Here is a 23,969-nt window from a genome sequence, read left to right as displayed (position 1 = left end):
GACGCACGGAGCCCCGCCGGACAGCTCGTCCGGCGGGGCTCCGTGCGCTGCGGGTGCCTCAGACCGCGGCGGTCTCGCGCGCCTCGTCGTGGAGCATCCACTGGTCGGGGCCCAGGATCTCGTAGGCCACGTTGCGGCCCGGGACGCCCTGGGCGATCACGGCGGAGCGGACGGCCTTCATGAAGGGCAGCGGGCCGCACAGCACCACCTGGGCGTCGGCCGGGACCCGCACGGCGTCGAGGTCCATGAACCCGTCGTGGTCGCCCTCCCCCGGGGTCTCCATCCAGGTCTCCAGGCGGGCGGAGGGCAGCTCGGCGACCAGCAGCTCGTGCAGCTCGCGCAGCGGCCAGGTCGCGGTCGAGCGGTCGGCGTGCAGGACGAGGACCTGCCGCTGCGACTCCTGGCGGACGAGCCGGTCCAGGAACGCGAGCATGGGGGTCACACCGATGCCGGCGGAGGCCAGCACGAGGGGTCCGTCCCCGTCCGGGAGGACCACGTCGCCGTAGGGGTTGGAGACCCGCAGGACGTCGCCCACCTGCACGTCGTGGGAGAGCACCGGGGTGACCTCGCCGCGCTCGTCGAGGCGGACCGCGATGCGGCGGGTCCCCTCGGGCCCCGGCACCAGCGTGAACTGCCGCGGCTGCTCCACGCCGTCGGGCATCCGGACCTCGACGGTCACGTACTGGCCGGGCACCGCGGGGGTCATCGGGGTGTCGTCGGCGGGCTCGAGGGTGATCGCCGTGGTGGTGGTCCCGGTCCGCTCCTTGGCCGCGACCCGGTACGGGGCGAACACCACGGTGTTGGCCTGGCCCGCGTAGAGGCCCTCCTCGATCTTGATCAGGGCGTCGGCCATCAGCCAGTACACCTCGTCCCAGGCGGCCACGACCTCGGGCGTCGCGGCGTCGCCGAGGTCCCGGGCGATGGCGCCGAACAGGTGCTCGTGGACGATCGGGTAGTGCTCGGGCAGCACGCCCAGGGACGCGTGCTTGTGCGCCACGCGGGAGAGGAGCTCGTCCGGGTAGCCCTCGGGGTGGGTCAGCAGCCAGGAGGCGAACATCGCGATGGAGCCCGCGAGGGCCTGCGCCTGGGTCCCGTTCTTCTGGTTGGAGCGGCTGAACATGCCGTCCAGCAGATCGGGGCGCGCCTCGAACATGGACCGGTAGAACTCGGGGGTGATGAACGGGATGCGCTCGGCGACGACGCCGATGGTCTGCTCGATGACGGGACGGGACTGGTCGGACAGCACTGTTGCCTCCTGGGGAGCCGGTGGATGACCTCCCCAAACTAGCATCTCAGATGCTGTATTACCTCATCGGCGCCCCGGCCGGCGCACCGCCTCCCGGCGGCTCGGGCGGGCGCAGCCCGATGGACACCAGCACCGGGCCGACCTGCCGCTCGCTCACCAGGTCCCGCACGCGCACGTCGTCGAGCGCGCCGTAGAAGGCCTCCCGCGCGTCCGCGAGGGCGCGGCGCAGCCGGCAGCCGTGGTCCAGGGGGCAGTTCCCGCCGGCCGACTCGCACTCGACCATCGCGGAGCCGGCCTCCAGCTCGCGCAGGAGCGATCCGACGGTGGCGTCCAGGCCGGCGGGGGTGATCGACACCCCACCGGTGCGGCCGCGGCTCGAGGCGAGCAGACCCAGCCCGCTCAACCGGCCCACGGTCTTGGTCACGTGGTGGTAGGGGGCGCCCACGCCCTCGGCGATGGCGCGCGTGGTGAGCTTCTCCCCCTCGGGAACGGCGCCCGTCAGCAGCAGGACGCGCAGGGCGATGTCCGAGAAGGCGGTCAGCCGCACGGCCGGGTCCTCCACTCGCTCATGGCGGCTCCTTCCCAGACCTCGCGCGTCCCGGCCGACCGCGGGAGCACCCCCATTGTCCCACGTGACCCCCGGACACGGACGAGGGGCCTCCTGCCGGGAGGCCCCTCGTCCGTGTCCGGGCCCGGGACGCGGCGCCCCGGGCGGGGGATCACGCCTGGTTCAGGCGGTCCTCCAGGCCGGCGCGCTGCTCGAGGATGGGCTCGGGCACGTGGCCGAGCCGGTGGAACCACTCGTCGATGCTGGGCAGCTCGGCCTTCCACTCCTCGACGTCGACCTTGAGGGCGGCCTCGAGCTCGTCGTCGGAGACGTCCAGACCCGTGAGGTCGAGGTCCTCCTTGGTGGGCACGGTGCCGATCGGGGTCTCCCGGCCACCGGCCGTGCCCTCGAGCCGGTCGAAGATCCACTTGACCACGCGGGAGTTCTCACCGAAGCCCGGCCAGGCGAAGCCCCCGCTCGGGGTGCGGCGGAACCAGTTGACGTAGAAGACCTTCGGCATCTCGTCCTCGCCGATCCGCTCGCCGACCTCGACCCAGTGCTCGAGGTAGTCGTTGGCGTTGTAGCCGATGAACGGGAGCATGGCCATGGGATCGCGCCGGACGACGCCGACGGCGCCCTTCGCGGCGGCCGTGGTCTCCGAGGACAGCGTGGCGCCCTGGAAGACGCCGTGCTCCCAGCCGAAGGACTGCGAGACGAGCGGGACGGTGGTCTTGCGGCGGCCGCCGAAGACGATCGCCGACAGCGGCACGCCCTCGGGGTCGTCGTACTCGGGGGCGAGGATGTCGGCCTGCTTGATGGGGGTGCAGAAGCGCGAGTTGGGGTGCGCGGCCGGACGGCCGCTCTCCGGGGTCCAGTCGCGGCCCTTCCAGTCGGTCAGGTGCTCAGGCGTCTCGTCCGTCATGCCTTCCCACCAGACGCCGCCGTCGTCGGTGAGCGCCACGTTGGTGAAGATCGTGTTGCCCCGGGCGATGGCGCGCATGGCGTTGGGGTTGGTGGGCCACCCCGTGCCCGGAGCCACGCCGAACAGACCGGCCTCCGGATTGGTCACCCGGGCCTGCCCGTCCTTGCCGAAGCGGATCCAGGAGATGTCGTCGCCGACCATCTCGGCCTTCCATCCGTCGAGGGTGGGCTCGAGCATCGCGAAGTTGGTCTTGCCGCAGGCCGAGGGGAAGGCCGCGGAGATGAACCGGCTCCTGCCCTCGGGGTTCGTGACCTTGAGGATGAGCATGTGCTCGGCCAGCCAGCCCTCGTCGTGGGCGATGGCGGAGGCGATGCGCAGGGCGTAGCACTTCTTGCCGAGCAGCGCGTTGCCCCCGTAGCCGGAGCCGAAGGACCAGATGGCCCGGTCCTCGGGGAAGTGGACGATGTACTTGGCCGGGTTGCAGGGCCAGGGCACGTCCTCCTCGCCCGGGGCCAGCGGGGCGCCCAGGGAGTGCAGGCACTCGACGAAGAAGGCGTTGCTCTCGGTCATCTTCTCCAGCACGGGGGTGCCGATGGTCGCCATGATGCGCATGGAGCACACCACGTAGGCGGAGTCGGTGATCTCCACGCCGTAGCTCGGCCGGGAGGCCTCCAGGTGGCCCATGACGAAGGGGATGACGTACATTGTGCGCCCGCGCATGGCGCCGCGGAACTTCTTGCGCAGGCTTCCCCTCATCACCTCCGGGTCCTCCCAGTTGTTGGTGGGGCCCGCGCCCTTCTCGGTCTTGGTGCAGATGAAGGTCCGCTCCTCGACGCGGGCGACGTCGTCCGGGTCGGAGAACGCGGCGAAGGAGTTGGGGAACTTGTCCTCGTCCAGGCGGACGAAGGTGCCGGCGTCCACGAGCTCGTCGGTGAGCCGCTTCCACTCGGACTCCGAGCCGTCGACCCAGTGGATGCGGTCCGGCTGGGTCAGCTCCGCCATCTCCCGGACCCACGAGAGGAGGTGCGCATGGGTGGTGGGCGCGTTGTCCAGGGCGCCCTTCACAGCCTCGTTCAGCCCGGTGGTCTCCGTCGTTGCAGTGGGGTTGTCAGCCATTGACATGTCTCCTCGTTGAGGCCGTCCGCCGACCGCCCGGGGCTCTCGTGGTGGTGCTCGTCGTCGAACACTCGACCCGGTGTCATCGGGCCCACAGTGAGCGGCGTGGAGGTGGGCGGCCGGTCTCTACTGTGATGTGGCCCCATCCTATCGTCCCGGCGCCGCCCCGCCCCAGCAGGGTTACGCGCGCCGCGGCCCCTCGCTCCGGGTGTCGAGCGGGGCGCCGGCGGATTTTGCGCAGCCGGGGGCCACATGTAGAGTTGTGTCCGGCTTGAACGGCGGTGACGCCGGGACGCCGATGCGCCTGTAGCTCAACGGATAGAGCATCTGACTACGGATCAGAAGGTTGGGGGTTCGAATCCCTTCGGGCGCACCCCACCGAGGAGCCCCTCACCAGCGGAAACGCCGGTGAGGGGCTTTTTCGTGCCCGGCCGCGCCGGGCACGGGCCGCGGACGGGTCAGGCCGGGGCCGCGGCGAGGGCGTGGATGTCGCCCCCGGCCCGGCCCACGAGACCGCGGGTCACCACGGAGTCGAGCCCGGGCAGGGCGGCCAGGCGCAGCGCCAGGCGCCGCGCCTGCCGGCGCGTCCGGGAGGACGGCAGGAACCACTGCGCCCCGCTGCGGGCGACACGCTGCTTCTCGGCCACGACCGGCCGCCAGACCCGCTCCCAGTCCGCCAGCGCCTCCTCGACCGATGCCGCGCGGGCGAGCCGTTCGGCGAGCAGCCACGCCCCGGCGACCCCCAGCGAGGCGCCCTGGCCGCCGAGCAGGGACACCGCCTGGCCCGAGTCCCCGAGCAGCACGACCCGGCCGCTGCTCCACCGCGGCACCTCGATCTGCGCCACCTGGTCGTAGTAGAGCCGGTCCGCGCCGGGGCAGGCCGCCAGGGCGCGGGGCACGATCCAGCCGAGCGAGCCGTGGACGTCGCGCAGGGCCTCGCGCGGATCGGCCGGCAGGGACGGGCCGGGGACCCGGTGCACGGCGAAGGCGGCCACGCGCCCGTCGCGCAGCCCGTAGAAGCCCATGGCCCGGTCGATGCTGTCCGTGAGGCAGAAGCGGTTGCCGACCTGCCGGCGGGCCTCCGGGTCCTCGAACACGTACGCCGCCGTGTGCAGGCCCAGCCAGCGGCGGAAGCGCTCCTCGGGCCCGAACGCGGAACGCCGCACGGCCGAGTGCACCCCGTCGGCACCGACGACCAGGTCCGCGTCGAGCACCGTGCCGTCGTCGAGCACCGCGCCCGCCCCGCCGGGGCGCTGCCGGACCCCGACGACGCCCCGCCCGAAGCGGATCTCCGCGACGCCCCGGGCGTGCTCGCGCAGCACCCGTTCGAGGTCGGGGCGCATCACGCTGACGAGGTGCCCGTCGAGGGCGCGGGCGAAGCGGGCGAACGGCAGCCCGGCCCGGTCGCGGCCGCGGTCGTCCACGTAGGTGAGCCGCTCCACCGTGTAGCCGAGCTCCAGCACCGCGGGCAGCACGCCCATCGCCTCGGCGGCGTCCCAGCCGGGCCCGAAGTAGTCCATCATGTAGCCCTGCTCCCGCGGGCGCGGCGCCCGCTCCAGGACGACGACGTCCCAGCCCTGCCGGCCCAGGCACCCGGCCAGGGCCAGTCCCGCGATGCCCGCCCCGCAGACGACCGCACGCACGGCCCGCGCCGCTCAGTACCGGTCGCCGACGGCGACGACGCCGTCCAGCAGGTCGAGGTCCCCGGCCGTCAGGCGCAGCTCCGCGGCCGCCGCGTCCTCCCGCAGGTGGCCGGGGTCGGTGGTGCCGGGGATCGGCAGCACGTGCTCGCCCCGCACCGTGGTCCAGGCGATCGCGACCGCCGCGGGGGAGGTCCCGTGCCGGCGGGCGACCTCGCGGAGGGGCGCGAGCACGGCGTCCTCGTTGGCGGCCATGGCCTCCGGCGTGAACCGGGGGTTGCGCGAGCGGAAGTCGGAGTCGGAGAACTCCCGTCCCGCGAGGGCGCCGGAGAGGTAGCCGCGGCCCAGCGGGGAGAAGGGGACGAACACCGCCCCGTGCTCGGCGCACCACCCGATGACGTCCCCGGAGGGGTCCCCGTCGGCGGTGGGCCCCGACCCGTCGGGGTTGCGGGTCCACAGGGAGTACTCCGACTGGACGGCCGCGACCGGGTGGATCGCGTGCGCCCGCTCGGCCTGCTCCGTGCTGACCTCGGAGAGCCCCAGGTGGCGCACCTTGCCCGCGGTCACGAGCTCGCCCATCGCGCCCCAGGTGTCCTCGAGGGGCACGTCGGGGTCCACACGGTGCAGGTAGTAGAGGTCCACGACGTCGGTGCGCAGCCGGCGGAGGCTGTCCTCGACCGAGCGGCGCACCTCGTCCGGGTGCCCGCAGCGCTCCGTCCGGGGCGGGTCGAGGGAGGCGGCGCGCAAGCCGGTCTTGGAGCAGAGGAACACCTCGTCGCGGCGCCCGCCGAGGGCGGCGCCGACGAGCTCCTCGTTCGCTCCCCCGCCGTAGAGCACCGCGGTGTCCACGACGTTCATGCCGAGGTCCACCGCGAGCCCGAGCACCTCGTGCTTGCGCCGCTCGGTCAGCCCGTGCCGGTCGTAGACCCAGCTCAGGCCCATGGCCCCGAACCCGATCACGCCCACGCGGTCCCCCGACGGGGTGAATTCGATCTGTCGCATCCTTGGCTCCTTTCGCTCCGGCCGCCGCGCGGGCGCCCGGCGGCCGGGCCGCCGGTCAGCTTCCCCCCGCGGACGGGCGCGGCACCGTGAAGTCCACCAGGCGGGCGTCGGCGCCGTCCAGTCCGGCCCAGGAGCCCGGGACCTCCAGGACCGCCACGCCCGAGGTCGGGCAGCCGTCGGCGAGGGCCATGACGGCGTCGTAGTCGGAGTCCGGGGTGGCCAGACGGAGAGCTGCGTCGCGCAGACCGGGCAGGTGGCCGATGAGCAGCAGGGACTCCACGGTCTCGGGCACGTGGTTGAGCACCGCGATGATCCGGCGGTCCTGGGCCGCGTAGAGGGACTCGTCGAGCCGGGCGGTCGGCGCGAGGTCGCCGAGCTCGCTGCACACCCACGTGCAGGTCTGGCGCGCGCGCAGGGCGCTCGAGCACAGGATCATGTCCGGCACGTGCCCGTGGGCCAGCAGCCAGCGTCCCGCGGCGGCGGCGTCCGAGGCCCCGCTCCGGTCCAGGGGGCGGTCGTGGTCGGCCACACCCCACGGGTGCTCGGCCTCCGCGTGGCGCATGAGGACGAGCTTCTTCCGGTCGTGGCGGGTCATCGGTTCATGATGCCACGCGCCCGCCGGGCACGGAGCGGCCCCGGCACCTCCGCGTCGCGGGAGGGACGCGCAAGGGAACCGGGGCCTGCACGGGTGGGCGGCGGATCGGGGAACGGATCAGATCGAGTACTCGGGGGCCGCCCACACGACGACCTCGGGGTGCTCGTAGAAGCGGTAGCCCTGGCCCCGGACGGTGCGCACGGTGTTCGCGAGCCGGCCGAGCTTGGAGCGCAGGCGCCGGATGTGCACGTCGATGGTCCGCTCGTTGGGCACCTCCTCGGAGTCGCGCCACAGGCTGTGCAGGAGCTCGTGGCGTCCGACGGTCCGGCTGCCGTTCTCCACGAGGTAGTTCAGCAGCTCGAACTCCTTGAACGTGAGGTTCAGGAGACCGCCGTCGAGGAAGACCTCCCGGCGGGAGAGGTCGATGAGCACCCCGGTGGACTGGCTGGTATTCGTCTCGGGCGCCGGCGTCGGCACGGCGGGCGCCGTGGGCCGCACGGCCCCCGAGGTGGGGTCGCCCAGCGCGTTGCGGACGACCTCGAGGTCGGTGCCGGCGGTGTCGGCCGGGGCCAGGGCCACGGCGGCGTAGGAGTCGGCCTGCGGGACCAGCTGCTGGGCGTACGCCCGGATGCTCTGGACCATCTTGACCAGCGAGGTGCCGCTGGCCGCGGCGGTCTCCTCGTTGAGGCCCACGTAGATCACGAAGCCGCGCGCCTCGTTCTCCTGGGCCTGCGGGCGCGGCGCGGCGTCCCGCTGCAGGCGGGTGGGGAGCGGTGCCTCCCCCGGGGCGGCCGGCATGGGGCCGAGCGTGTTCCGGAGGCTGCGGTAGTCGGCGGGGGCCGCCTGCCCCCGCTCGGGGGCCGCAGCCGGACCGCGGGCAGCACGAGCCTCGCTCGTGCGGTTGCGCTGGGAGATGTGCACGTATCCCGGTGTGCCTGGCATCTGGTGCCCCTCGTCTTTCCGTCGTGCGGCGGACGACGTTCCGTCCGCCTGAGTCGATCCGCTCCTCGGAACGGCCTCACCACTCCCAGCTCGCAGATCCCCGGCTCCGTGGTGGTTCGGGGAGGGTCCCCGCGAAGCTGGCAAATCCCTGACAGTGGCGTTGCTCTCATCGTCCACCAGCCCTACCGATCCCGCAAGTAATATTCTCGACGCTATCTCACGATGTGAGATTAGAACGGCTACTGTCCAGATCCTCCGCCAAAATGAACCCCCTTCACCAGGTCGCCGGGGCGCCGCGCGCCACGCCTCCCCCGGAATATCAGACATCTGGAACGTTTTTCGCCCTTCTCAGCACCAAGGGCAGGTTGGCCATCTCTTGTCAAGACACCTCTGACCACCACGATTTCGTCTCACCATGTGAACATTTGCTGAACGGGACGAAAAAGGCCCGCCGATCGCGTCGACGGGCCTTTTTCGCCCCTGATCCGCGGGTTCTCGCGGATGCGGTCAGTCGACCACGCCGTAGAGCCGGTCCCCGGCGTCCCCGAGGCCCGGGACGATGTAGGCGTTCTCGTCGAGCCGTTCGTCCCTCGCAGCCAGGACGATGTTGACCTCCGAGTCCCCCAGCTCCTCCTCGAGGGCGGCCAGGCCCTCGGGCGCGGCCAGGAGGCACACGCAGGTGATCTGCTCCGCCCCGCGGCGGTAGAGGAACTTGATCGCCTCCCGGAGGGTTCCGCCCGTGGCCAGCATCGGGTCGAGGACGAAGACCTGGCGCCCGGTGAGGTCGTCGGGCAGCCGTTCGGCGTAGGTGATGATGTCGAGGGTGTCCTCGTTGCGGGCCATGCCCAGGAAGCCCACCTCGGCCGTGGGGATCAGCCGGGTCATGCCCTCGAGCATGCCCAGGCCGGCACGCAGGATCGGCACGACCAGCGGCCGGGGCTTCGACAGCCCCACCCCCGTGGTGCGCGTGACCGGCGTGTCGATCTCCACCGGTTCCACGCGGACCCCCCGGGTGGCCTCGTACGCGAGCAGCGTCACGAGCTCCTCGACGAGCAGGCGGAACACCGGGGACGTGGTGTTCTTGTCCCGGAGCACGGTCAGTTTGTGTGCCACCAATGGGTGGTCGAGAACGGTCACTCGCATGGACCAAAATTACCACCGGGCCACCGGGGCACCCCGCCCCCTCGCCGGGCCCCGCCCTGCGAGGGGACCCGCCCAGGAGGAGACCTGCATGGCACTGCCCCCGCGCACCCGTTCCGAGGCCCTGGCCGAGGAGTGGATGCGGCTGGCCCTCGCCGAGGCCCGGGCCGCGCTCGGGACGGAGGACGTGCCGATCGGCGCCGTCGTCGTCGGCCCGGACGGAACGGTGGTCGGGCGGGGCCGCAACCGCCGGGAGGCGGACGGCGACCCCACGGCCCACGCCGAGATCCTGGCCCTGCGCGACGCCGCCCGGACTCTGGGCTCCTGGCGGCTGGACGGGTGCACGCTCGTGGTGACCCTCGAGCCCTGCGCGATGTGCGCGGGCGGGATCGTCCTGGCCCGCGTGCCCCGGGTGGTGCTGGGCGCGTGGGACGACAAGGCCGGGGCCGCCGGCTCCGTCCTCGACGTGCTCCGGGAGCGGCGGCTCAACCACTGGGTGGAGGTGACCGGAGGCGTCCTGCAGGAGGAGTGCTCCCGGCTGCTCCTCGACTTCTTCGCGGCGCACCGGCGGGACGGGGACGACCGCGCCGGCCCCGCGGGTTTTGGCGATTGAGCACGCCAGCCGGTACAGTACTGCGAGCTGGTGACGTGTCCGAGCGGCCGAAGGTGCATCACTCGAAATGATGTTTGGTGTAAGAGCCAACGAGGGTTCAAATCCCTCCGTCACCGCCAGTTGAAAGGGCGCTACTCCCCCGGTATTCCGCGGAAGTAGCGCCCTTTCTCATGTCCGAGCAGCGTCGTCTGCCCACATTATGCCCACACTCGACCGTGAGACGGCCTGATCCAGCGCGTCCGCCACGGCGTCCAGATCCCTGTCGAACAGGTCCGCGTAGACGTCCAGCGTCATGGCCGCCGAGGAGTGGCCGAGCATCCTCTGGACCGCCTTCACGTTCGCCCCGGCCGAGACGGCGAACGACGCCGCCGTGTGCCGCAGATCGTGCGGCGTGATCCGGGGCGCTCCGGCCGCGTCCAGTGCCGAGGCGAACCACGAGTAGTTGTCCGCGTGGACGCGCGCCGTCCGCAGGTGCCCACCGTCCGGGCCGGGGAACACGAGGTCCGCTGGCGCTTTCCCCTCGAGTTGCCCGGCCAGCCTCTCCCCCAGGAACCGCGGGAAGGGCACCGTCCGCGCCCGGTGGCCCTTGGGAGTGCCCACATGGATACGCCCGCCGACCTCCACGGCGTTCTCGTGGACCGTCAGCCGGCGGCGCTGAAGGTCCACGTCCTTCACCCGTAGCGCCACGGCCTCGCCCCACCGGAGGCCGCAGTAGGCGAGGACGAGCACGAGGACTGGATACTTCGCGGCATCCGCGACGGCATGAACCTGCTCATGGGACAAGTAGACGTGCTGCTTCCGTGTCTTCCGCGGGAGCGTGTCCACGGTCCGCGCCGGATTGGCGAGGAGGCGCCGGTCCTTCACTGCGGCGTCCAGGATGCCGGCGAGGACCCCGTAGGCGCGGAGGACCGTGGTCGCGGACTTCGCCTTCACGGGCGGGTCCGCGCCCTCATCTCCGGTGGACAGGGCTGTGACCCACGACTGAACATCGGAGGGGCGGACCTCGCCCACGTGGACGGCTGCCCACCGGGGCGCGACGTGGACCCGCCACGCGGCGTCCAGGGGCCGGAAGCTGGACGGCTTCAGGCTCCGCTTGCCGTCCAGCCACGGGCCGGCCAGCTCCCCCACCGTGGCCCGCGCGTCCGCCGGGTCGATCCACTCCCCCCGGTCCTTCGACACCTCGACGGTCCGTGCGAACCGTTCCGCGTCCCGCTTCGTAGTGAAGCCGCGTCTGTCCGTCTGCCGGCGGTCCGGCGTCCGGTAACGGACCCGGTAGCGCTTGCCGGCTTTCGTCGCGTAGCTCTCAATGGTCGCCACTGCTCTACTGATCCCGCCGCTCGAGCACCTGCAACGGCGTCCACAGGGCACTGTCCACGAACGCACGGTCCAGCGGATGCAAGCTTTCCAGCGTGGCCGGCGGGAGGGCCTGGAGGGCCGTCCGCGCCCGCTCCAGCTCGTGCGCCTTCGCCACGAGTTCGCCCTGAAGGTCCCTGATGCGGTCCCCGAGCTGGAGCGCCCGCTCGACGTCCCCGCCCTCCCCGCCCTGACCGAGCAGCGCCGACAGGGGCACGCCGAGCACAGAGGCCAGCGTGAGGGCCTCGTCCAGACGGACGGCGCGCTCCGCGTTCTCCGTGCGCTTCACAGTCACTTGCGAGTACTTGTCCCAGCCGCGATCCACTATGCGGCGCGCTAGCTCCGACTGGTTCCAACCGTGGGCCTCACGGACCTCTCGCACCTTCGCGCCGAAGGCCGCGTTGGGGTCGCGTCCGCTCCATTCATCTTCCATGTCGAACAGTATTCATCACAACAGTTGACAACACCACCCTGCCAGTGGATCATCATTCATGTTGGTTACATATCGACATACAAGATGGAGAAGCTCCCATGACCGCCCCGACCGACAAGCTACTGACCCCTGCCGAGCTGGCCGACTATCTCGGCACCACTACCGGCAATCTCGCGCAGTTCCGCTACCGCGGGACCGGCCCCGCCTTCGTAAAGGTGGGCCGCCGTGTCCTCTACCGCGAGTCCGACGTGACGGCGTGGATCGCGGCCAACGTCCGCACCATGACCGGGACCGCGGCGTGAACGGCGACCGGCGCCGCGACCTCCTCGCCGCGATTGCCCACGCTCACCGCTACGGGCAGACCGCATTCGTCCTGCTCTACGAAGCGCAGCTGCGCACTCTCGACGCGCCCACCATTCATGGCGCCCCCGGACATGCGGAAGGCCGGCGCCTCACCGAACGCCGGCCTTCCTGACCCACCCGAACGACCGCCCCCACTCACAGGGAACAACCGTCCGCGACGCCGCCGCGCATCGCCAAGAGAAAGAGAACCGTTCTCATGTACTCCGATTCTACCGCCGGCGCCGCGGACGTGGGGGCCGCAATCCGCGCCGCAGTTGACGAGCTAGCACTCGCCGGCCTCGCCGTGCTCCCCGTCCAGCCGGAGACCAAGAGGCCCGCCGTCCAGTGGAAGGACCTCCAGGGGAAGCGCCCCACGGAGGCCCAGCTCGCCGCATGGTTCGCCCCCGAACGCCTCGCCGCTGGCGTGGGCGTCGGCGCGATCATGGGCACCGTCTCCGGCGGCCTAGAAATGGCCGAGATTGAGGGGCGCGCCTCCGATCGGCTGCCCACGATCGCTGAAGCCATGCGCGCCGCCGGCCTCGCCCTGCTCTGGAAGCGACTCCAGGCCGGCTGGCTCGAGATTTCGCCAAGCCGCGGCGTTCACTGGCTGTACCGGCTCGAGGTCCCCGTGGGCGAACCGTTCCCCGGGAACACGAAGATAGCTCGCCGTCCGGCCGGCGAGGACGACGGCGGGCGCCCCATCGTGGAGGTCCTCGCGGAAACGCGCGGCGAGGGCGGCTTCGTCGTCCTGCATCCAACTCCGGGAACGCACCACGACACGGGCCGCCCCTGGGTCCGAGTGAAGGGTGGGCCGCTGTTCCCGGCCGTCCTCACCCTCGAGGAGCGCGCCGCCTTCCACGCCGTCCTCCGGGACGTCCTGGACGAGATGCCGTCCCGCCCCGTGCAGGAGGCGCCGCGTACGAACGCGGCGGACCGGGCGGATGCCTACGGGTCCGGGCGCTCGCCGGTGGACGACTTCAACGCCCGCACGGACTGGGCGGACGTCCTCGAGCCGGCCGGGTGGACCTTCCACCACCAGCAGGGCCGGACGCGCTACTGGACCCGCCCAGGGAAGGACCCGGCGGACGGCTTCTCCGCGTCTACCGGCCGCGCCGAGGACGGGGACCGCCTGTTCATCTTCTCCACGTCCACGGACCTCCCTGCGGAGGAGCCGCTCACGAAGGCATGGGCGGCCGCCCAGCTCCAGGGAGTCAGCATGTCCACGTTCTCCTCCCAGCTCCGCGCAGACGGCTACGGGGACCCGCTCGAGCGCCGCCCGGAGATCCTGGACCTGACCGGCCTTCCATGCCGCCAGGAGGCCGCGAGCGCCGCCCTGAGCGCCCTGGACGACGAGGAAGCCCCGGAGGAGACCACCAGCGCCCAGGGCGGCGCGGAGGCGGAGCCGGTGGCCTCCTGGGCGGACATCGACATGGCCGCGGTCCTGGACGGCACCTGGTCCGCCCCGGAGGCCACGCTCATGTCCCGCGAGGACGGCGCGTGTCTCCTCTACCGCGGCATGGTCCACTCCTTCCAGGGGGAGAGTGAGTCCGGGAAGTCATTCCTCCTCCAGGCCGAGGCCGCCCGCGTGCTCGCCGCCGGCGGATCCGTCCTCTACCTGGACTTCGAGTCCGACCAGGGGACAGTCGGCTCCCGTCTCCTCGCCCTGGGCGCCCCCGCGGACGCGGTCCGGTGGCGCCTGTCCTACAAGCGCCCCGAGTTGTCCCCGATCGTCAACGGCGAGGAGACAGCCGCGTGGCGCGCCATGCTCGCCCGGCCTTACGACCTCGCCGTGATCGACGGCGTCACGGAAGCCTTCGCCGTGTTCGGCGTGTCCTCCGTGGACAACGACGAGGTGACGACCTGGGGACGTCAGGTGCCGCGCAAGATCGCCCAGCGCACCGGGGCGGCCGTCGTCGTGGTCGATCACGTCACGAAGGCCACGGAGGGCCGCGGACGGTTCGCGATCGGCGCCCAGGCGAAGATGAGCTACCTCACCGGCGCGTCCTACACGGTGGAGGTGAAGGCTCCCCTGGGCGTGGGCATGCTGGGCGTTCTCTCCCTCCGCGTGGGGAAGGACCGGCCGGGGCGCGTCCGTCCCGTCTCCGGCGCCTACCGGACCACCGACCGGACCCAAGAGACAGCACAGGCCGTCATCGACTCCACGGAGCCGGGGAGAACCTCCTACCTCCTCCGCGCGCCGGACGGTCCCCTGGGCGGCGCAGTGAGCAGCGGCGACCACTCCAACGACTGGCAGCCGACCGGGTACATGGAGCGCGTGTCCCGGGCGCTCGAGATCGCGCCAGGGCACGAGCTGTCCAAGACGAAGATCCGTTCCCTCGTGTCCGGCGGAACGAAGTTCGTGGACGCCGCGATCCTCCACCTCGAGCAGAGCCGCTACATCGGCCGACACTCCAGCAACCAGCCTTACCGACTCCTGAAGCTCTATCGGGAGAACGGCGAGGAGCTGGAGCTGCCCGGGACCCTGACCCTGACTCCTGACTCCCCTAAAGGGGGGGAGTCAGGGAGTCAGGCCTGGTCCGAGGAGGAGTCAGGAACGAGTCAGACCCCTGACTCATGCGGGAGTCAGGGCGAGTCAGGGGGAGTCAGGACCCTGACTCGGGGGGCGAGTCAGGGTCGCAGCACCAAACCGGCCGGCTCCTCCACGCCGACCACCACCGAGGAGAACGGAGAAGACCAGTGACCGCCCGCAAGCCGCCCGAGCAAGCGCTCGCCAACGCTCACGGCCGAGCTCGCCAGGCCCTCGAGCAAGCGCTCGCAGCCGCCGAGCTATCCGGTCGCCCGGTCCCCTGCCGAGGCGCGGAGGCGCCCGCCTGGACCGCGGACGATGCGGAGACGCTCGAGGTCGCCGCCCTCTACTGCACGGACTGCCCGGCACTCGAGGAGTGCCGGAGCTACGCCGTGGCGGCCGGAGAGGACGGCGGTGCGTGGGGAGCCATGACACCTGCCCAAATCAGGCGCGCACGCCGGCGCGCCCAGGAACAGAAGACCCGCCGCGCGGACCGCGCGGCCTGAACAAAGGAAGAACGATGAGCAACGACCAGCACGAGCAGGACACCGTGGCCTACCAGGCGAAGCGGACCGCCGCCCGCCTCGTAGACGCGATCCACCGCCAAGACGGACCGGGCTTCTACGAGGCCCTACGCTTCGCTCTCTCTGGGGAGCTGCCGTTCCTCGCCTCCTCCGTGGTCCAGACCCTCGCCGCGGAGGTAGCGGCCCACCAGGTAACACTCCTGGGCAGGCAGGACGCCCGCGAGTCCACCACGGTCGCCATGCATGACCTCGACTGGACCGGCGACAGCGACGACTACGGGCCGAACGCCGTGGACACGTCCCTTCCCGACCGGCTCCAGGACGGCGAGGAGGAGGGGCGGCCGTGAGCGCCCGTCAACGGCGACGCCCCGTGAATTAAGCTGGGAAGCGTCGGGCCGGAGTTTGATTCAGTCCTTTCGCCGGTCCGACAAGTTGCCTGAAGGTCCCGCCAGCCGGGGCGCTGGGAACGCCGAGGAGTCCACAGGGACCAAGGCGAACCGGGCGCCCCGGCGGCCAGGCCGTAGGGCACACGGATAGGGCACTCCGCCGCGAGTCCTCCGCCGCAAGGCGTTGAGGCCGCCGCCGAGACTCCGCAGGTCCGATCAACACACACGCAAGGCGCACGCGCCGTCATGCCGTGCGCTCACCTGATCGGAGAACCATCATGACTACCAAGACCACTGAGCAGCTCGTGACCGAGGCCCGGACCCTCGTGGAGAAGCACCACAAGGGCACGCTGACCATCGCGGAGGCGGAGCGCATGACCGCTGTCTCCGCGGAGCTGAAGGCCGCCCGCGACGCCAAGGCCGCAGCCGGTCCGACCGACGCCGAGCGCGCCGAGGGCGAGCGCTTCCTCCGCGCTCTGTCCGGCTCCGGCCGGAAGTCCGGCGGGGACACCGGGACCCGGCTCACCTCCGCCTCGTTCAAGTCCGCGGCCGGGGAGCTGGCGACCAAGATCGCCGGCGGGGACCGGCAGATCTACACGAAGACGGCCACGGTCGGGAACTTCGACGGCTCCCTGATCGGCACGCCCGTCGTGGAGCTGCCCGCCCGGGTCCCGAACGTGCTGTCCGCCCTGCCGCTGACCGTGGTCGTGGACCGCTTCTTCGACGTGATGATCCAGCAGTCCCGGACCATCCGCGCCGGCGTCGTGCCCGAGGGCGGCCTGAAGCCGGAGTCCGACATCGCCTACGAGCGGCGCCAGCTCCAGCTCGCCGTCGTCGCCCACACCGTCTCGGACGTGGACGAGTACGTGGTCCAGGACGTCCCGCTGATGCAGTCCCTCCTGAACGCGGAGATGGTGGGCGGCCTGTGGCGCACCATTGAAGGTCAGGTCCTCAACGGCGACGAGAACGCCGGGGAGCTGCCCGGCATCCTCAACGCCTCCGGGATCGGCCTCGTGGCCGCCTCCGCCGCCTCGCCCATGCTCCGGCTCCGGGAGGCGATCACCCTCCTGGAGTCCACCGACCAGGCGCCCGGCCTGATCGTGCTGTCCCCGTCGCAGTGGGCCGGCATCGAGACGGCCCAGGCGACCGGCTCCGGGAACTTCCTCCTCGAGGGGTCCCCGGTCAACGCGGCCGAGCGACGTCTGTGGGGCGTGCCGGTGGCCGTGTCCTCCGTGATGCCGGAGAACACCGGCCTTGTCCTCGACGTCACGGCCGTGACCCTGGCGACGGACAACAGGGTGAAGGTGAACCTGGGCCAGCCCGGCGACGACTTCAACCGGAACCTCTACACGATGCGCGCCGAGACGCGCGTGATGCCCGTCGTGCTCCGGCCGGCCGGCGTCGTGAAGGTGGACCTGGGCGCGGCCGCGTGATGATCCCGCACAGGTTGCTGGCCGTGGTCCTCGCCGTCGTGGAGACGGTAGTCCGGCTGATCCTGTGAGCGGGTGGACCCGGTGCCGGTATCCGGTGCCGGGTCTGTCCCGTTCCGGGGTTCACGGCGGGGAGGGGCGGGTCCGAATGTTGGGGACCGGCTCCCGGCTACGGGGGCTCCGGTAGCCTTCCGCGCGATATGAGACCCCCCACCCCATCGCACGCACGCGCGGGATTGTACCAAAAGTCGTGCTAGACTTAACAGCTTCGGTGCAACCGACAAGGATGCAAAGCGAACCCAAGAGGCCACCCGTGCAGCGTCACGGCATGTTACCTTTTGTGACGATCGGACGGCAAGCGTTCTAGCGGCCGACAAGGGCGCGCCAACAGACGCTTCACCGGCCCGGGAAGAGCAAGTTGCCGACACGGCCGCGGCCCGGCGTAGCGAGTTGACTCCACACCGACTTCGCGCGAAGCTGGGCACACTACGCACTCGACTTGAGTTTTCGAGTCGAGCATGAATAACGGGACGTCCCGAAGGTAGCTCCTGACGCCCCGAAGGAGGGAAGCATGCAGAGCCACACGCCTAGCGAGGTTGAGTTACGCGCTCTGGTTACCTCCATTGGAGAGCAGACACTGCTCTACTTGGGTAAAGACAATTTGACTGCTGCCCGAGTCACGCTCGATCCGAAGATCGAAGCTGCCACTGTTGAGGTCGCCCTAGAAGAGTCCACGCCGGCCAACCGTCAGCGCGCATTCACTAAGTTTATTGAAGTCATCGACCTTTTCGATGATGAGGTCGATCTGATGTTGCGCATCGCCGACCACGAGTCCCTGCAAAGTGATATGGCTGAAAGCCGAAAGCTGGCACACTGCGCTTTATGAGTGACAGTGGACTCAATGTGGACCAACGTCTGGCCCGTGTTCAGGAACATCTGAGCACGGGCCAGATGCTCATGGGCCAGAGAAACGACTGGGCAGGGGTCTGCTTTTTCTATGCCGCGTACCACCAAATGTGCGCAGCCCTTGTAAGCGACCCCATTTTTCAGGACGAGGCGCGGCTGACCAGCATCAATGTTTATCTGACCCGGATGGACTGCTACGCAGAGCATCACCAAGGTCACCCTAAACGGGGTCGGGGATACGGCATCTCCGACCTAGTCCGCATTCTTTATCGGACCTACTCCCCCATGTATGAACAGTTGCACTCGGCCAGCAACGACGTGCGGTACCACGCTGGTCTTGGGATGACCTCACTGGAAGAGCTAGAAGAGCACGTTTCCTGCATCACGCAAGCATTCAACGATGGGAAGCTACTAGCCCCCGCCTGAGCGGACCACGACGATCCGTGATTCGTGCCCACATTCTGCCCACACCTGCCCATGATCCACACGCATTTGGCGTGAGCTGAACTGAGCGAGAACTGCGTCATTCCGGGCCATAGACGAAGGACGTGGACCGCTGAGGGGTTTCAAATCCCTCCGTCACCGCCAGTCGGAAAGACCCCGGGTCCTGAGGGACCCGGGGTCTTTCGCGTGCCCGCCCGCACCGTCCGCTGCCCCGAGGGCCGTCGGGCGCCCACAGGAGGACGTGGCCGGCCGGGGCCCGGAGCGGCTCGCGGCGAGGAGTGCGTGCCGCCATTGGATACCGTGGTGGCGACCACCACGCCCGCCGAGCGGCGGGCCCGGACGGAAGAGGCGCAGCATGACGACGTCGGCGCAGGCAGTCGGACACCTGGGAACGGACGGGGAGGAGTACCCGGACGCGTATTTCGTGCGGCTGGACGGCACCCGGTTCCGCTCGACGCTGCACTCGCAGGGGGCGTGGAACGAGGCCGAGCAGCACATGGGCGCCGCCTCGGGGCTGCTCGCCCACGCCGTGGAGGTCGACCATCCCCGCGAGGATCTCCTGCCCGCGCGCTTCTCCTACGACATCCTCGGCTTCATCCCCGGCGGCGAGGTCGAGGTGACCACGCGCGTGGTCCGCCCGGGGCGCACCATCGAGCTGGTCGAGGCCACGATGAGCCACTCCGGCCGCTCCTGCATCCGGCTGAGCGTGTGGCGGCTGGTCCGGGGCGAGACCGCGGGCTCCGCCGGCACGCACCGGGAGTCGCTGCCGCCCGTGACCGACGCGCTGCCCACCACGATGACCGGGCGCTGGCCGGGCGGGTACATCGCGTCACTCGAGGGCCGGACCGTGCGAGAGCACCGGCCCGGCCGGGCGGCCATGTGGCTGCGCGCGCCGCACGCCGTCGTCGCCGGTGAGGAGTCGTCCACCACGGCGCGGTTCCTGGCGGCGGTGGACGCCGCCAACGGCATCGCCGTGCGGGTCGGCCCCGACGAGATGGCCTTCCCCAACGTGGACCTCGGCGTGCACCTCGTCCGGGATCCGGTCTCCCCGTGGGTGGGCCTCGACACGCACGTCACCTTCGGCGACACCGGCGTGGGCCTGACCGAGTCCGCGCTGTACGACGAGGCCGGCTACCTGGGCCAGGTGGCCCAGTCCCTGACGATCCGGCCGCTCCCGGTCTCCGGCTGAGCCGACCCGGACCCGGAGGGCACGGCACCCGTCCGTCCGGGGCGCCCGCCGCGCGACCGTACAATGGGGCGGGATTCCCGACGTCGAGACCAGGGGCGACCGTGCCCCGAGGAGGCCATCGAAGTGAGCAGCATCAACATCACCGTGATCGATCGCGAGGGCAACCGCACCGAGGGTGTCGAGTGGAAGGACTACGAGAGCCTCATGGAGGCCCTCACGCGCCACAAGTACCCGATCCTGGCGACCTGCGGCGGCAACGCGTCCTGCTCCACCTGCCACTCCTACCTCGACCAGGGCTCCTTCTCGAAGGCCAACGAGATCAACGACGAGGAGGAGGACCTCCTCGACATGCTCGACGACACCCGGCACGACACCTCGCGGCTCAGCTGCCAGGTCGAGTGGGCGGAGGAGCTCGACGGCGCCGAGGTCACCATCGCCCCCGAGTGGTGAGCCCCTCGTCCCCGCGGGGACGATCCCGCCAGCTCTGACCAGACCCCGGACGGACCGCCGCCGGCGCCGCGCAGGAAGTGGACCATGACCGACATCCGTGACGACCTCACGACCCGCGCCGCCTACGTCTCGGACGCGTCGATCTACCGCCGGCTGCCCGAGGCGGTGGCCGAGCCGCGCAGCGTCGAGGAGGTCCGCGAGCTGCTGGCGCTGGCGAAGGAACGGGGCTGGCCGGTGGTCTCCCGCGGCGGCGGCACCTCCGTGGCGGGCAACGCGATCGGCGAGGGACTGGTCATCGACACCTCCCGGCACTTCAACCGGATCCTGTCGATCGACCCCGAGGCGATGACCGCCACCATCGAGCCCGGTGTGATCTGCGACCAGCTGCGCACCGCGGCGTCCGAGTTCGGCCTCACCTACGGCCCCGACCCCTCGACGCACTCGCGGGCCACGATCGGCGGGATGGTCGCCAACAACGCGTGCGGCTCCCACTCCGTGGCGTGGGGCACCTCCGCGGACAACTTGGTCTCCCTGAAGGTCATGCTGGCAGACGGCCGGGTGGTCGAGCTGCACGAGGGCGGCACCTCCGAGCCGAGGATCGACCGGGCGCTGACCGGGATCCGGGACCGGCACCTGGCGATGCTGCGCACCGAGCTCGGCCAGTTCCCCCGCCAGGTCTCCGGCTACGGGCTGCACTACCTGCTCGGCGAGAAGGGCTTCGACGCAGCCAAGGCCTTCGCCGGCACGGAGGGCACCTGCGGGATCATCACCGAGCTCACGGTCCGCCTGGTGGCCAAGCCCGCCCACACCGCCCTGGCCGTGCTGGGCTTCGAGGACGCGTTCGAGGCCGCCACGGCGGCGCCGAAGCTGCGGGTCCCGGGGGTGTACACGATCGAGGGCATGGGCTCGGACCTGCTCGAGGCCCTGCGCACCCGCCAGGGGCAGGAGCGCGCCGGCTCGGAGCTGCCCCGCGGCGGCGGCTGGCTCTACTGCGAGGTCGGCGCGGACACCCTCGAGGAGGCCGAGGCGGCCGCCCGCACGCTGCCGGGGCTCGTCCCGGAGAACGTCGTGGACTCCGTGATCGTCTCCGACGCGGGGCAGGCGCGGGCGCTGTGGCGGATCCGTGAGGCCGGGGCGGGCATCGTGACCCGCCTGCCCGAGGGCGGGGAGGCCTGGCCCGGATGGGAGGACTCCGCGGTCCCGCCGGCGCGCCTGGGCGAGTACCTGCGCGACCTCTACGACCTCCTGCACGAGCTGGGCCTCACCGGCATCCCCTTCGGGCACTTCGGGGAGGGCTGCGTGCACATCCGCATCTCCTTCGACTTCTCCGACGAGGCCGGGGTGGCGGCCTATCGGACGTTCATCGAGCGCGCCGCCGAGCTCGTGCACCGCTACGGCGGCTCGGTCTCGGGCGAGCACGGGGACGGCCGGGCCCGCTCCGAGCTGCTGGCCACGATCTACTCCCCCGAGGCGCTGTCCTCCTTCGCGGAGTTCAAGGCCGTCTTCGACCCGGACGGCGTCTTCAACCCCGGCGTGCTGGTGGATCCCGAGCCCATCGACCAGGGCATCCGGCCCGGGCCCGGCGCCCGGACGTTCGACCTGACGCCGGTGCACGCGTTCTCCCGCGACGGCGGCTCGTTCTCCAGCGCAGTGAACCGGTGCGTGGGCGTGGGCGCGTGCCGCTCCGACGTCGGTGCCATGTGCCCGTCCTTCCAGGCGACCCGGGACGAGGTGCACTCGACCCGGGGCCGCGCCCGGTCCCTCGCCGAGATGCTGCGCGGGGAGTCCATCACCGACGGCTGGAAGTCGAAGGAGACCCTCGAGGCCCTGGACCTGTGCCTGTCCTGCAAGGCGTGTGCCACCGAGTGCCCGGTCAACGTGGACATGGCGACCTACAAGGCCGAGTTCCTGCACCACCACTACCGGCACGGCCTGCTCTCCTTCCTGGGCCGGGACCGGCGGCCGATGGCGCAGTTCACGATGGGCTGGATGCCGTGGCTGATGCGGATCGCCGAGAAGGTGCCCTTCTCCTTCCGGGTGATCAACCTCCTGGAGTCCAACCGGGCCGTCGAGGAGCTGACCAAGCGGCTCGGCGGCATCGAGCCGAGGCGGCGGATGATCTCCTTCGCCGAGCAGCCGCTCACCCGCTGGTTCCGCGGCCGTTCCGCCGCGCACCGCCCCGCTGACGACGCCGAGGGCCGGCCCACCGTGGTGCTGTGGCCGGACACGTTCACGAACTTCTCCGCCGACGCCCCCGGCAGGGCCGCCGTGGAGGTGCTCGAGGCCATGGGCTACCGGGTGCTGATGCCCATGGGCAACGTCTGTTGCGGGCTGACGTGGCACTCCACCGGGCAGCTGGACATGACGCAGAAGGTGCTGCACCAGACCCTCGACGTCATGGAGCCGCTGCTGGAGGCCGGGTACCCGATCATCGGGCTCGAGCCCTCGTGCACGGTCATGCTCCAGGAGGAGATCACGGAACTGCTCCCCGACGACCCCCGGGCCCGGCGCGTCACCGAGCTGACGACGACGATCGGCGCGTTCGCGGCCCGCCACCTGGCCGAGGGCGGCCAGTGGCCGTTCCAGCAGCTGGCCACCGAGGCGGGTCCCGCCGGTGCCGTGTGCCAGGTCCACTGCCACCAGCAGTCGATGAGCGGATACGGCCCGGAGCTGGAGGTCCTCGCGAAGCTGGGCGTGGACACCGCCGTGGTCGGCGGCGGTTGTTGCGGGCTCGCGGGCAACTGGGGTTTCGAGCCCGGCCACTACGAGGTCTCCCAGACCCTCGGCGAGCGGGAGCTGTTCCCCGCGATCCGCAACGCCGCGGACGGGACGATCGTGCTGGCCGACGGCTTCTCGTGCCGCACCCAGATCGCGCAGGGCACCGGCGCCGACGGCGTCCACCTCGCCGAGGTGATGCGCGCGGCGCTGCCCCCGGCGGAGCCGGACGGGCGGTAGCGCGGGCCCCGGGAGCGGCACCGGCCGGGACCGCGCGTCGTCCGCCCGGGACGGTGCCGCTCCCGGCCGCCGTGTCGGTGGCCCTGCCTAGAATGAGGGTCCCGGGAGGGAACCCCTCCCGGCGCGTGGCACGCCACGTCGTCCGCACGAGGAGGATCTCCCCCCATGTCTTCGCTCTTCCCCGCGTCCCGCCCCGTCCTGGGCGCTCTCGCCCTCGCCTCCGCCCTCCTCCTGTCCGCCTGCGCGGGCGAAGCACCGGAGGCGACCGGCGCCGCCGATGCCGCCGCCGGGAGCGGGACGTCCCCGTCCGCGGCGGCGCCGGCCGAAACCGGCCCGGCCACCGGGACGGGGGACGCCACGGAGCCGGCCGGAGCAGGAACGGGGGAACAGACCGGCGAGCAGCCCGGCGACCGCTCCCCCACCGAGCCCGCGGAGTCCCGCGCGGCGGACGCCCCGCCGGAGGGGCCTGCCGCGGCCGGGGGCGGGTCGGCCGGGGACGGAACGGACGGCGGCGGGACGAACGGCGCCGACGCGGACGAGAACGGCACGGCTGCCGGGGGCGGCACCGCGGGCGCGCGCACAGGGGGCGGCGCCCCGCTGTGCACCACGTCCCAGCTCGAGGCCGCGGCCGCTCCGGTGGGCGGCGCCGCCGGCTCCGTCCACGTGGACCTCGTCCTCACCAACGCGGGCGGGAGCCCGTGCACGCTCGCCGGCTACGCCGGGGTGTCCCTCGTCGACGCCGCCGGCACCATGATCGGCTCCCCGGCGGTGCGGGACGCCGCCGTCCCCGGCGCCGGCCGGGTCGTGGCGCCCGGGGAGTCCGTCAGCGCCGGCCTGCGCGTGAGCCAGGCCGGCAACTACCCGACCTGCGACGCCCGGACCGCCTCCGGGCTGCGCGTCTACCCGCCCGAGAACACGGAGTCCGTCGTGATCCCCTTCCCCGTGGAGGCCTGCGGCGATCCGCAGATCCACCAGCTCGAGATCCAGGGCTTTGGCGCCTGAACCAGCCCTGAACCTGTTCACCGAGCACACCCGGGCCTGGTTCTCGGGTGCGTTCGCCGCGCCCACCGCCGCCCAGGAGGGCGCGTGGCGGGCGATCGCCGCGCGGCGCCACGCCCTGATCGTGGCGCCCACCGGCTCCGGCAAGACCCTGGCCGCGTTCCTGTGGGCCCTGGACCGGTTCGTGGCGGGCCACTACGGAACCGTGGACCTGAGCACCGACCCCGCCAACGCGAAGCGCCGGGCCATCCTCACCGCCGTGCGCGAG

At 71.6% G+C, this 23,969-nt stretch carries 24 protein-coding genes and 2 tRNA genes; 16 read left to right on the top strand and 10 right to left on the bottom strand.

Annotated features, from left to right (window positions below):
* Positions 1 to 58: 58 nt before the first annotated feature.
* The 3 genes from Q0817_RS14350 to Q0817_RS14340 form a co-directional block, all read right to left on the bottom strand.
* Complete coding sequence (locus Q0817_RS14350; protein WP_298589549.1) at positions 59 to 1,246, bottom strand: globin domain-containing protein; 1,188 nt, start codon at positions 1,244 to 1,246, stop codon at positions 59 to 61.
* Positions 1,247 to 1,304: 58 nt separating this feature from the next.
* Complete coding sequence (locus Q0817_RS14345) at positions 1,305 to 1,793, bottom strand: Rrf2 family transcriptional regulator (RefSeq protein WP_298589546.1); 489 nt, start codon at positions 1,791 to 1,793, stop codon at positions 1,305 to 1,307.
* A 172-nt stretch (positions 1,794 to 1,965) separates the two neighbouring features.
* A complete protein-coding gene (locus Q0817_RS14340; protein ID WP_298589544.1) occupies positions 1,966 to 3,831 on the bottom strand; it encodes a phosphoenolpyruvate carboxykinase (GTP) in 1,866 nt (621 codons plus the stop codon).
* Positions 3,832 to 4,131: 300 nt separating this feature from the next.
* Between Q0817_RS14340 and Q0817_RS14335 the strand changes: the two genes are divergently transcribed.
* Positions 4,132 to 4,204: transfer RNA gene (locus Q0817_RS14335), tRNA-Arg, on the top strand.
* An 85-nt stretch (positions 4,205 to 4,289) separates the two neighbouring features.
* Here Q0817_RS14335 and Q0817_RS14330 read toward each other — a convergent pair.
* The 5 genes from Q0817_RS14330 to upp form a co-directional block, all read right to left on the bottom strand.
* Positions 4,290 to 5,474 carry an FAD-dependent monooxygenase gene (locus tag Q0817_RS14330; protein WP_298589541.1) on the bottom strand — a complete coding sequence of 395 codons (1,185 nt, stop codon included), beginning with the start codon at positions 5,472 to 5,474 and terminating at the stop codon, positions 4,290 to 4,292.
* A gap of 12 nt (positions 5,475 to 5,486) precedes the next feature.
* The gene (locus Q0817_RS14325) at positions 5,487 to 6,473 is read right to left on the bottom strand and encodes an aldo/keto reductase (protein ID WP_298589538.1); all 987 of its coding nucleotides are present in this window, start codon (positions 6,471 to 6,473) and stop codon (positions 5,487 to 5,489) included.
* Between the two features lie 55 nt (positions 6,474 to 6,528).
* On the bottom strand, positions 6,529 to 7,068 hold the full coding sequence (locus Q0817_RS14320; protein WP_298589535.1) for a histidine phosphatase family protein: 540 nt from the start codon (positions 7,066 to 7,068) through the stop codon (positions 6,529 to 6,531).
* A gap of 117 nt (positions 7,069 to 7,185) precedes the next feature.
* Positions 7,186 to 8,010 (bottom strand): winged helix-turn-helix domain-containing protein, encoded by an 825-nt coding sequence (locus Q0817_RS14315; protein WP_298589532.1) that lies wholly within the window; start codon positions 8,008 to 8,010, stop codon positions 7,186 to 7,188.
* A 507-nt stretch (positions 8,011 to 8,517) separates the two neighbouring features.
* Entirely contained in the window at positions 8,518 to 9,153 is a 636-nt protein-coding gene (gene upp / locus Q0817_RS14310; RefSeq protein ID WP_031283230.1) for a uracil phosphoribosyltransferase, read from the bottom strand.
* An 88-nt stretch (positions 9,154 to 9,241) separates the two neighbouring features.
* Here upp and tadA point away from each other — a divergent pair, with 88 nt between their 5' ends.
* Positions 9,242 to 9,763, top strand: coding sequence for a tRNA adenosine(34) deaminase TadA (gene tadA, locus Q0817_RS14305; protein WP_298589516.1), 522 nt, complete (start codon positions 9,242 to 9,244; stop codon positions 9,761 to 9,763).
* Positions 9,764 to 9,792: 29 nt separating this feature from the next.
* Positions 9,793 to 9,882 (top strand) — tRNA-Ser (locus Q0817_RS14300).
* A 49-nt stretch (positions 9,883 to 9,931) separates the two neighbouring features.
* Here Q0817_RS14300 and Q0817_RS14295 read toward each other — a convergent pair.
* Positions 9,932 to 10,942 (bottom strand): site-specific integrase, encoded by a 1,011-nt coding sequence (locus Q0817_RS14295; RefSeq protein ID WP_366139882.1) that lies wholly within the window; start codon positions 10,940 to 10,942, stop codon positions 9,932 to 9,934.
* Between the two features lie 142 nt (positions 10,943 to 11,084).
* Entirely contained in the window at positions 11,085 to 11,549 is a 465-nt protein-coding gene (locus tag Q0817_RS14290; RefSeq protein ID WP_298589510.1) for a helix-turn-helix transcriptional regulator, read from the bottom strand.
* Positions 11,550 to 11,647: 98 nt separating this feature from the next.
* Between Q0817_RS14290 and Q0817_RS14285 the strand changes: the two genes are divergently transcribed.
* From Q0817_RS14285 to Q0817_RS14230, 13 genes are all read left to right on the top strand, one after another.
* On the top strand, positions 11,648 to 11,851 hold the full coding sequence (locus Q0817_RS14285) for an AlpA family transcriptional regulator (RefSeq protein WP_298589507.1): 204 nt from the start codon (positions 11,648 to 11,650) through the stop codon (positions 11,849 to 11,851).
* Entirely contained in the window at positions 11,848 to 12,024 is a 177-nt protein-coding gene (locus Q0817_RS14280) for a hypothetical protein (protein ID WP_298589504.1), read from the top strand. Before Q0817_RS14285 ends, Q0817_RS14280 begins: the two co-directional genes overlap by 4 nt.
* An 84-nt stretch (positions 12,025 to 12,108) precedes the next feature.
* A complete protein-coding gene (locus Q0817_RS14275; RefSeq protein WP_298589501.1) occupies positions 12,109 to 14,592 on the top strand; it encodes an AAA family ATPase in 2,484 nt (827 codons plus the stop codon).
* Positions 14,589 to 14,924, top strand: coding sequence for a WhiB family transcriptional regulator (locus Q0817_RS20090; RefSeq protein ID WP_366139881.1), 336 nt, complete (start codon positions 14,589 to 14,591; stop codon positions 14,922 to 14,924). The genes Q0817_RS14275 and Q0817_RS20090 overlap by 4 nt, the downstream gene beginning before the upstream one ends.
* Positions 14,925 to 14,938: 14 nt before the next feature.
* Positions 14,939 to 15,289: a hypothetical protein gene (locus tag Q0817_RS14270; RefSeq protein ID WP_298589498.1), complete on the top strand. Its 351-nt coding sequence runs from the start codon at positions 14,939 to 14,941 to the stop codon at positions 15,287 to 15,289.
* A 317-nt stretch (positions 15,290 to 15,606) separates the two neighbouring features.
* Complete coding sequence (locus tag Q0817_RS14265; protein WP_298589497.1) at positions 15,607 to 16,761, top strand: phage major capsid protein; 1,155 nt, start codon at positions 15,607 to 15,609, stop codon at positions 16,759 to 16,761.
* Positions 16,762 to 17,329: 568 nt separating this feature from the next.
* On the top strand, positions 17,330 to 17,644 hold the full coding sequence (locus tag Q0817_RS14260) for a hypothetical protein (RefSeq protein ID WP_298589494.1): 315 nt from the start codon (positions 17,330 to 17,332) through the stop codon (positions 17,642 to 17,644).
* The gene (locus Q0817_RS14255) at positions 17,641 to 18,090 is read left to right on the top strand and encodes a hypothetical protein (protein ID WP_298589490.1); all 450 of its coding nucleotides are present in this window, start codon (positions 17,641 to 17,643) and stop codon (positions 18,088 to 18,090) included. The genes Q0817_RS14260 and Q0817_RS14255 overlap by 4 nt, the downstream gene beginning before the upstream one ends.
* Before the next feature lie 373 nt (positions 18,091 to 18,463).
* A complete protein-coding gene (locus tag Q0817_RS14250) occupies positions 18,464 to 19,297 on the top strand; it encodes a thioesterase family protein (RefSeq protein ID WP_298589487.1) in 834 nt (277 codons plus the stop codon).
* A 123-nt stretch (positions 19,298 to 19,420) separates the two neighbouring features.
* Positions 19,421 to 19,747, top strand: a complete 327-nt coding sequence (locus Q0817_RS14245; protein ID WP_298589485.1) for a 2Fe-2S iron-sulfur cluster-binding protein — start codon at positions 19,421 to 19,423, stop codon at positions 19,745 to 19,747.
* An 84-nt stretch (positions 19,748 to 19,831) separates the two neighbouring features.
* On the top strand, positions 19,832 to 22,702 hold the full coding sequence (locus Q0817_RS14240; protein WP_298589482.1) for an FAD-binding and (Fe-S)-binding domain-containing protein: 2,871 nt from the start codon (positions 19,832 to 19,834) through the stop codon (positions 22,700 to 22,702).
* Between the two features lie 165 nt (positions 22,703 to 22,867).
* Complete coding sequence (locus Q0817_RS14235; RefSeq protein WP_298589479.1) at positions 22,868 to 23,704, top strand: DUF4232 domain-containing protein; 837 nt, start codon at positions 22,868 to 22,870, stop codon at positions 23,702 to 23,704.
* A partial coding sequence (locus Q0817_RS14230; protein ID WP_298589475.1) for a DEAD/DEAH box helicase occupies positions 23,694 to 23,969 on the top strand: 276 nt, incomplete at its 3' end. The genes Q0817_RS14235 and Q0817_RS14230, both read left to right, overlap by 11 nt.

The organism is uncultured Kocuria sp., from assembly GCF_947500125.1.
Lineage (GTDB): Bacteria > Actinomycetota > Actinomycetes > Actinomycetales > Micrococcaceae > Kocuria.
The sequence above is the reverse complement of the archived record's forward strand: the minus strand, read 5'-3'. Positions and strand labels throughout refer to the sequence as shown.

What these genes read in the sequence shown, in the direction of transcription:
- Q0817_RS14340 (WP_298589544.1), bottom strand. Translation starts at nt 3,831, where the DNA reads ATGGCTGACAACCCCACTGCAACGACGGAGACCACCGGGCTGAACGAG.
- Q0817_RS14325 (WP_298589538.1), bottom strand. Translation starts at nt 6,473, where the DNA reads ATGCGACAGATCGAATTCACCCCGTCGGGGGACCGCGTGGGCGTGATC.
- Q0817_RS14320 (WP_298589535.1), bottom strand. Translation starts at nt 7,068, where the DNA reads ATGACCCGCCACGACCGGAAGAAGCTCGTCCTCATGCGCCACGCGGAG.
- Q0817_RS14315 (WP_298589532.1), bottom strand. Translation starts at nt 8,010, where the DNA reads ATGCCAGGCACACCGGGATACGTGCACATCTCCCAGCGCAACCGCACG.
- upp (WP_031283230.1), bottom strand. Translation starts at nt 9,153, where the DNA reads ATGCGAGTGACCGTTCTCGACCACCCATTGGTGGCACACAAACTGACC.
- tadA (WP_298589516.1), top strand. Translation starts at nt 9,242, where the DNA reads ATGGCACTGCCCCCGCGCACCCGTTCCGAGGCCCTGGCCGAGGAGTGG.
- Q0817_RS14290 (WP_298589510.1), bottom strand. Translation starts at nt 11,549, where the DNA reads ATGGAAGATGAATGGAGCGGACGCGACCCCAACGCGGCCTTCGGCGCG.
- Q0817_RS14285 (WP_298589507.1), top strand. Translation starts at nt 11,648, where the DNA reads ATGACCGCCCCGACCGACAAGCTACTGACCCCTGCCGAGCTGGCCGAC.
- Q0817_RS14275 (WP_298589501.1), top strand. Translation starts at nt 12,109, where the DNA reads ATGTACTCCGATTCTACCGCCGGCGCCGCGGACGTGGGGGCCGCAATC.
- Q0817_RS14270 (WP_298589498.1), top strand. Translation starts at nt 14,939, where the DNA reads ATGAGCAACGACCAGCACGAGCAGGACACCGTGGCCTACCAGGCGAAG.
- Q0817_RS14265 (WP_298589497.1), top strand. Translation starts at nt 15,607, where the DNA reads ATGACTACCAAGACCACTGAGCAGCTCGTGACCGAGGCCCGGACCCTC.
- Q0817_RS14260 (WP_298589494.1), top strand. Translation starts at nt 17,330, where the DNA reads ATGCAGAGCCACACGCCTAGCGAGGTTGAGTTACGCGCTCTGGTTACC.
- Q0817_RS14255 (WP_298589490.1), top strand. Translation starts at nt 17,641, where the DNA reads ATGAGTGACAGTGGACTCAATGTGGACCAACGTCTGGCCCGTGTTCAG.
- Q0817_RS14250 (WP_298589487.1), top strand. Translation starts at nt 18,464, where the DNA reads ATGACGACGTCGGCGCAGGCAGTCGGACACCTGGGAACGGACGGGGAG.
- Q0817_RS14240 (WP_298589482.1), top strand. Translation starts at nt 19,832, where the DNA reads ATGACCGACATCCGTGACGACCTCACGACCCGCGCCGCCTACGTCTCG.
- Q0817_RS14235 (WP_298589479.1), top strand. Translation starts at nt 22,868, where the DNA reads ATGTCTTCGCTCTTCCCCGCGTCCCGCCCCGTCCTGGGCGCTCTCGCC.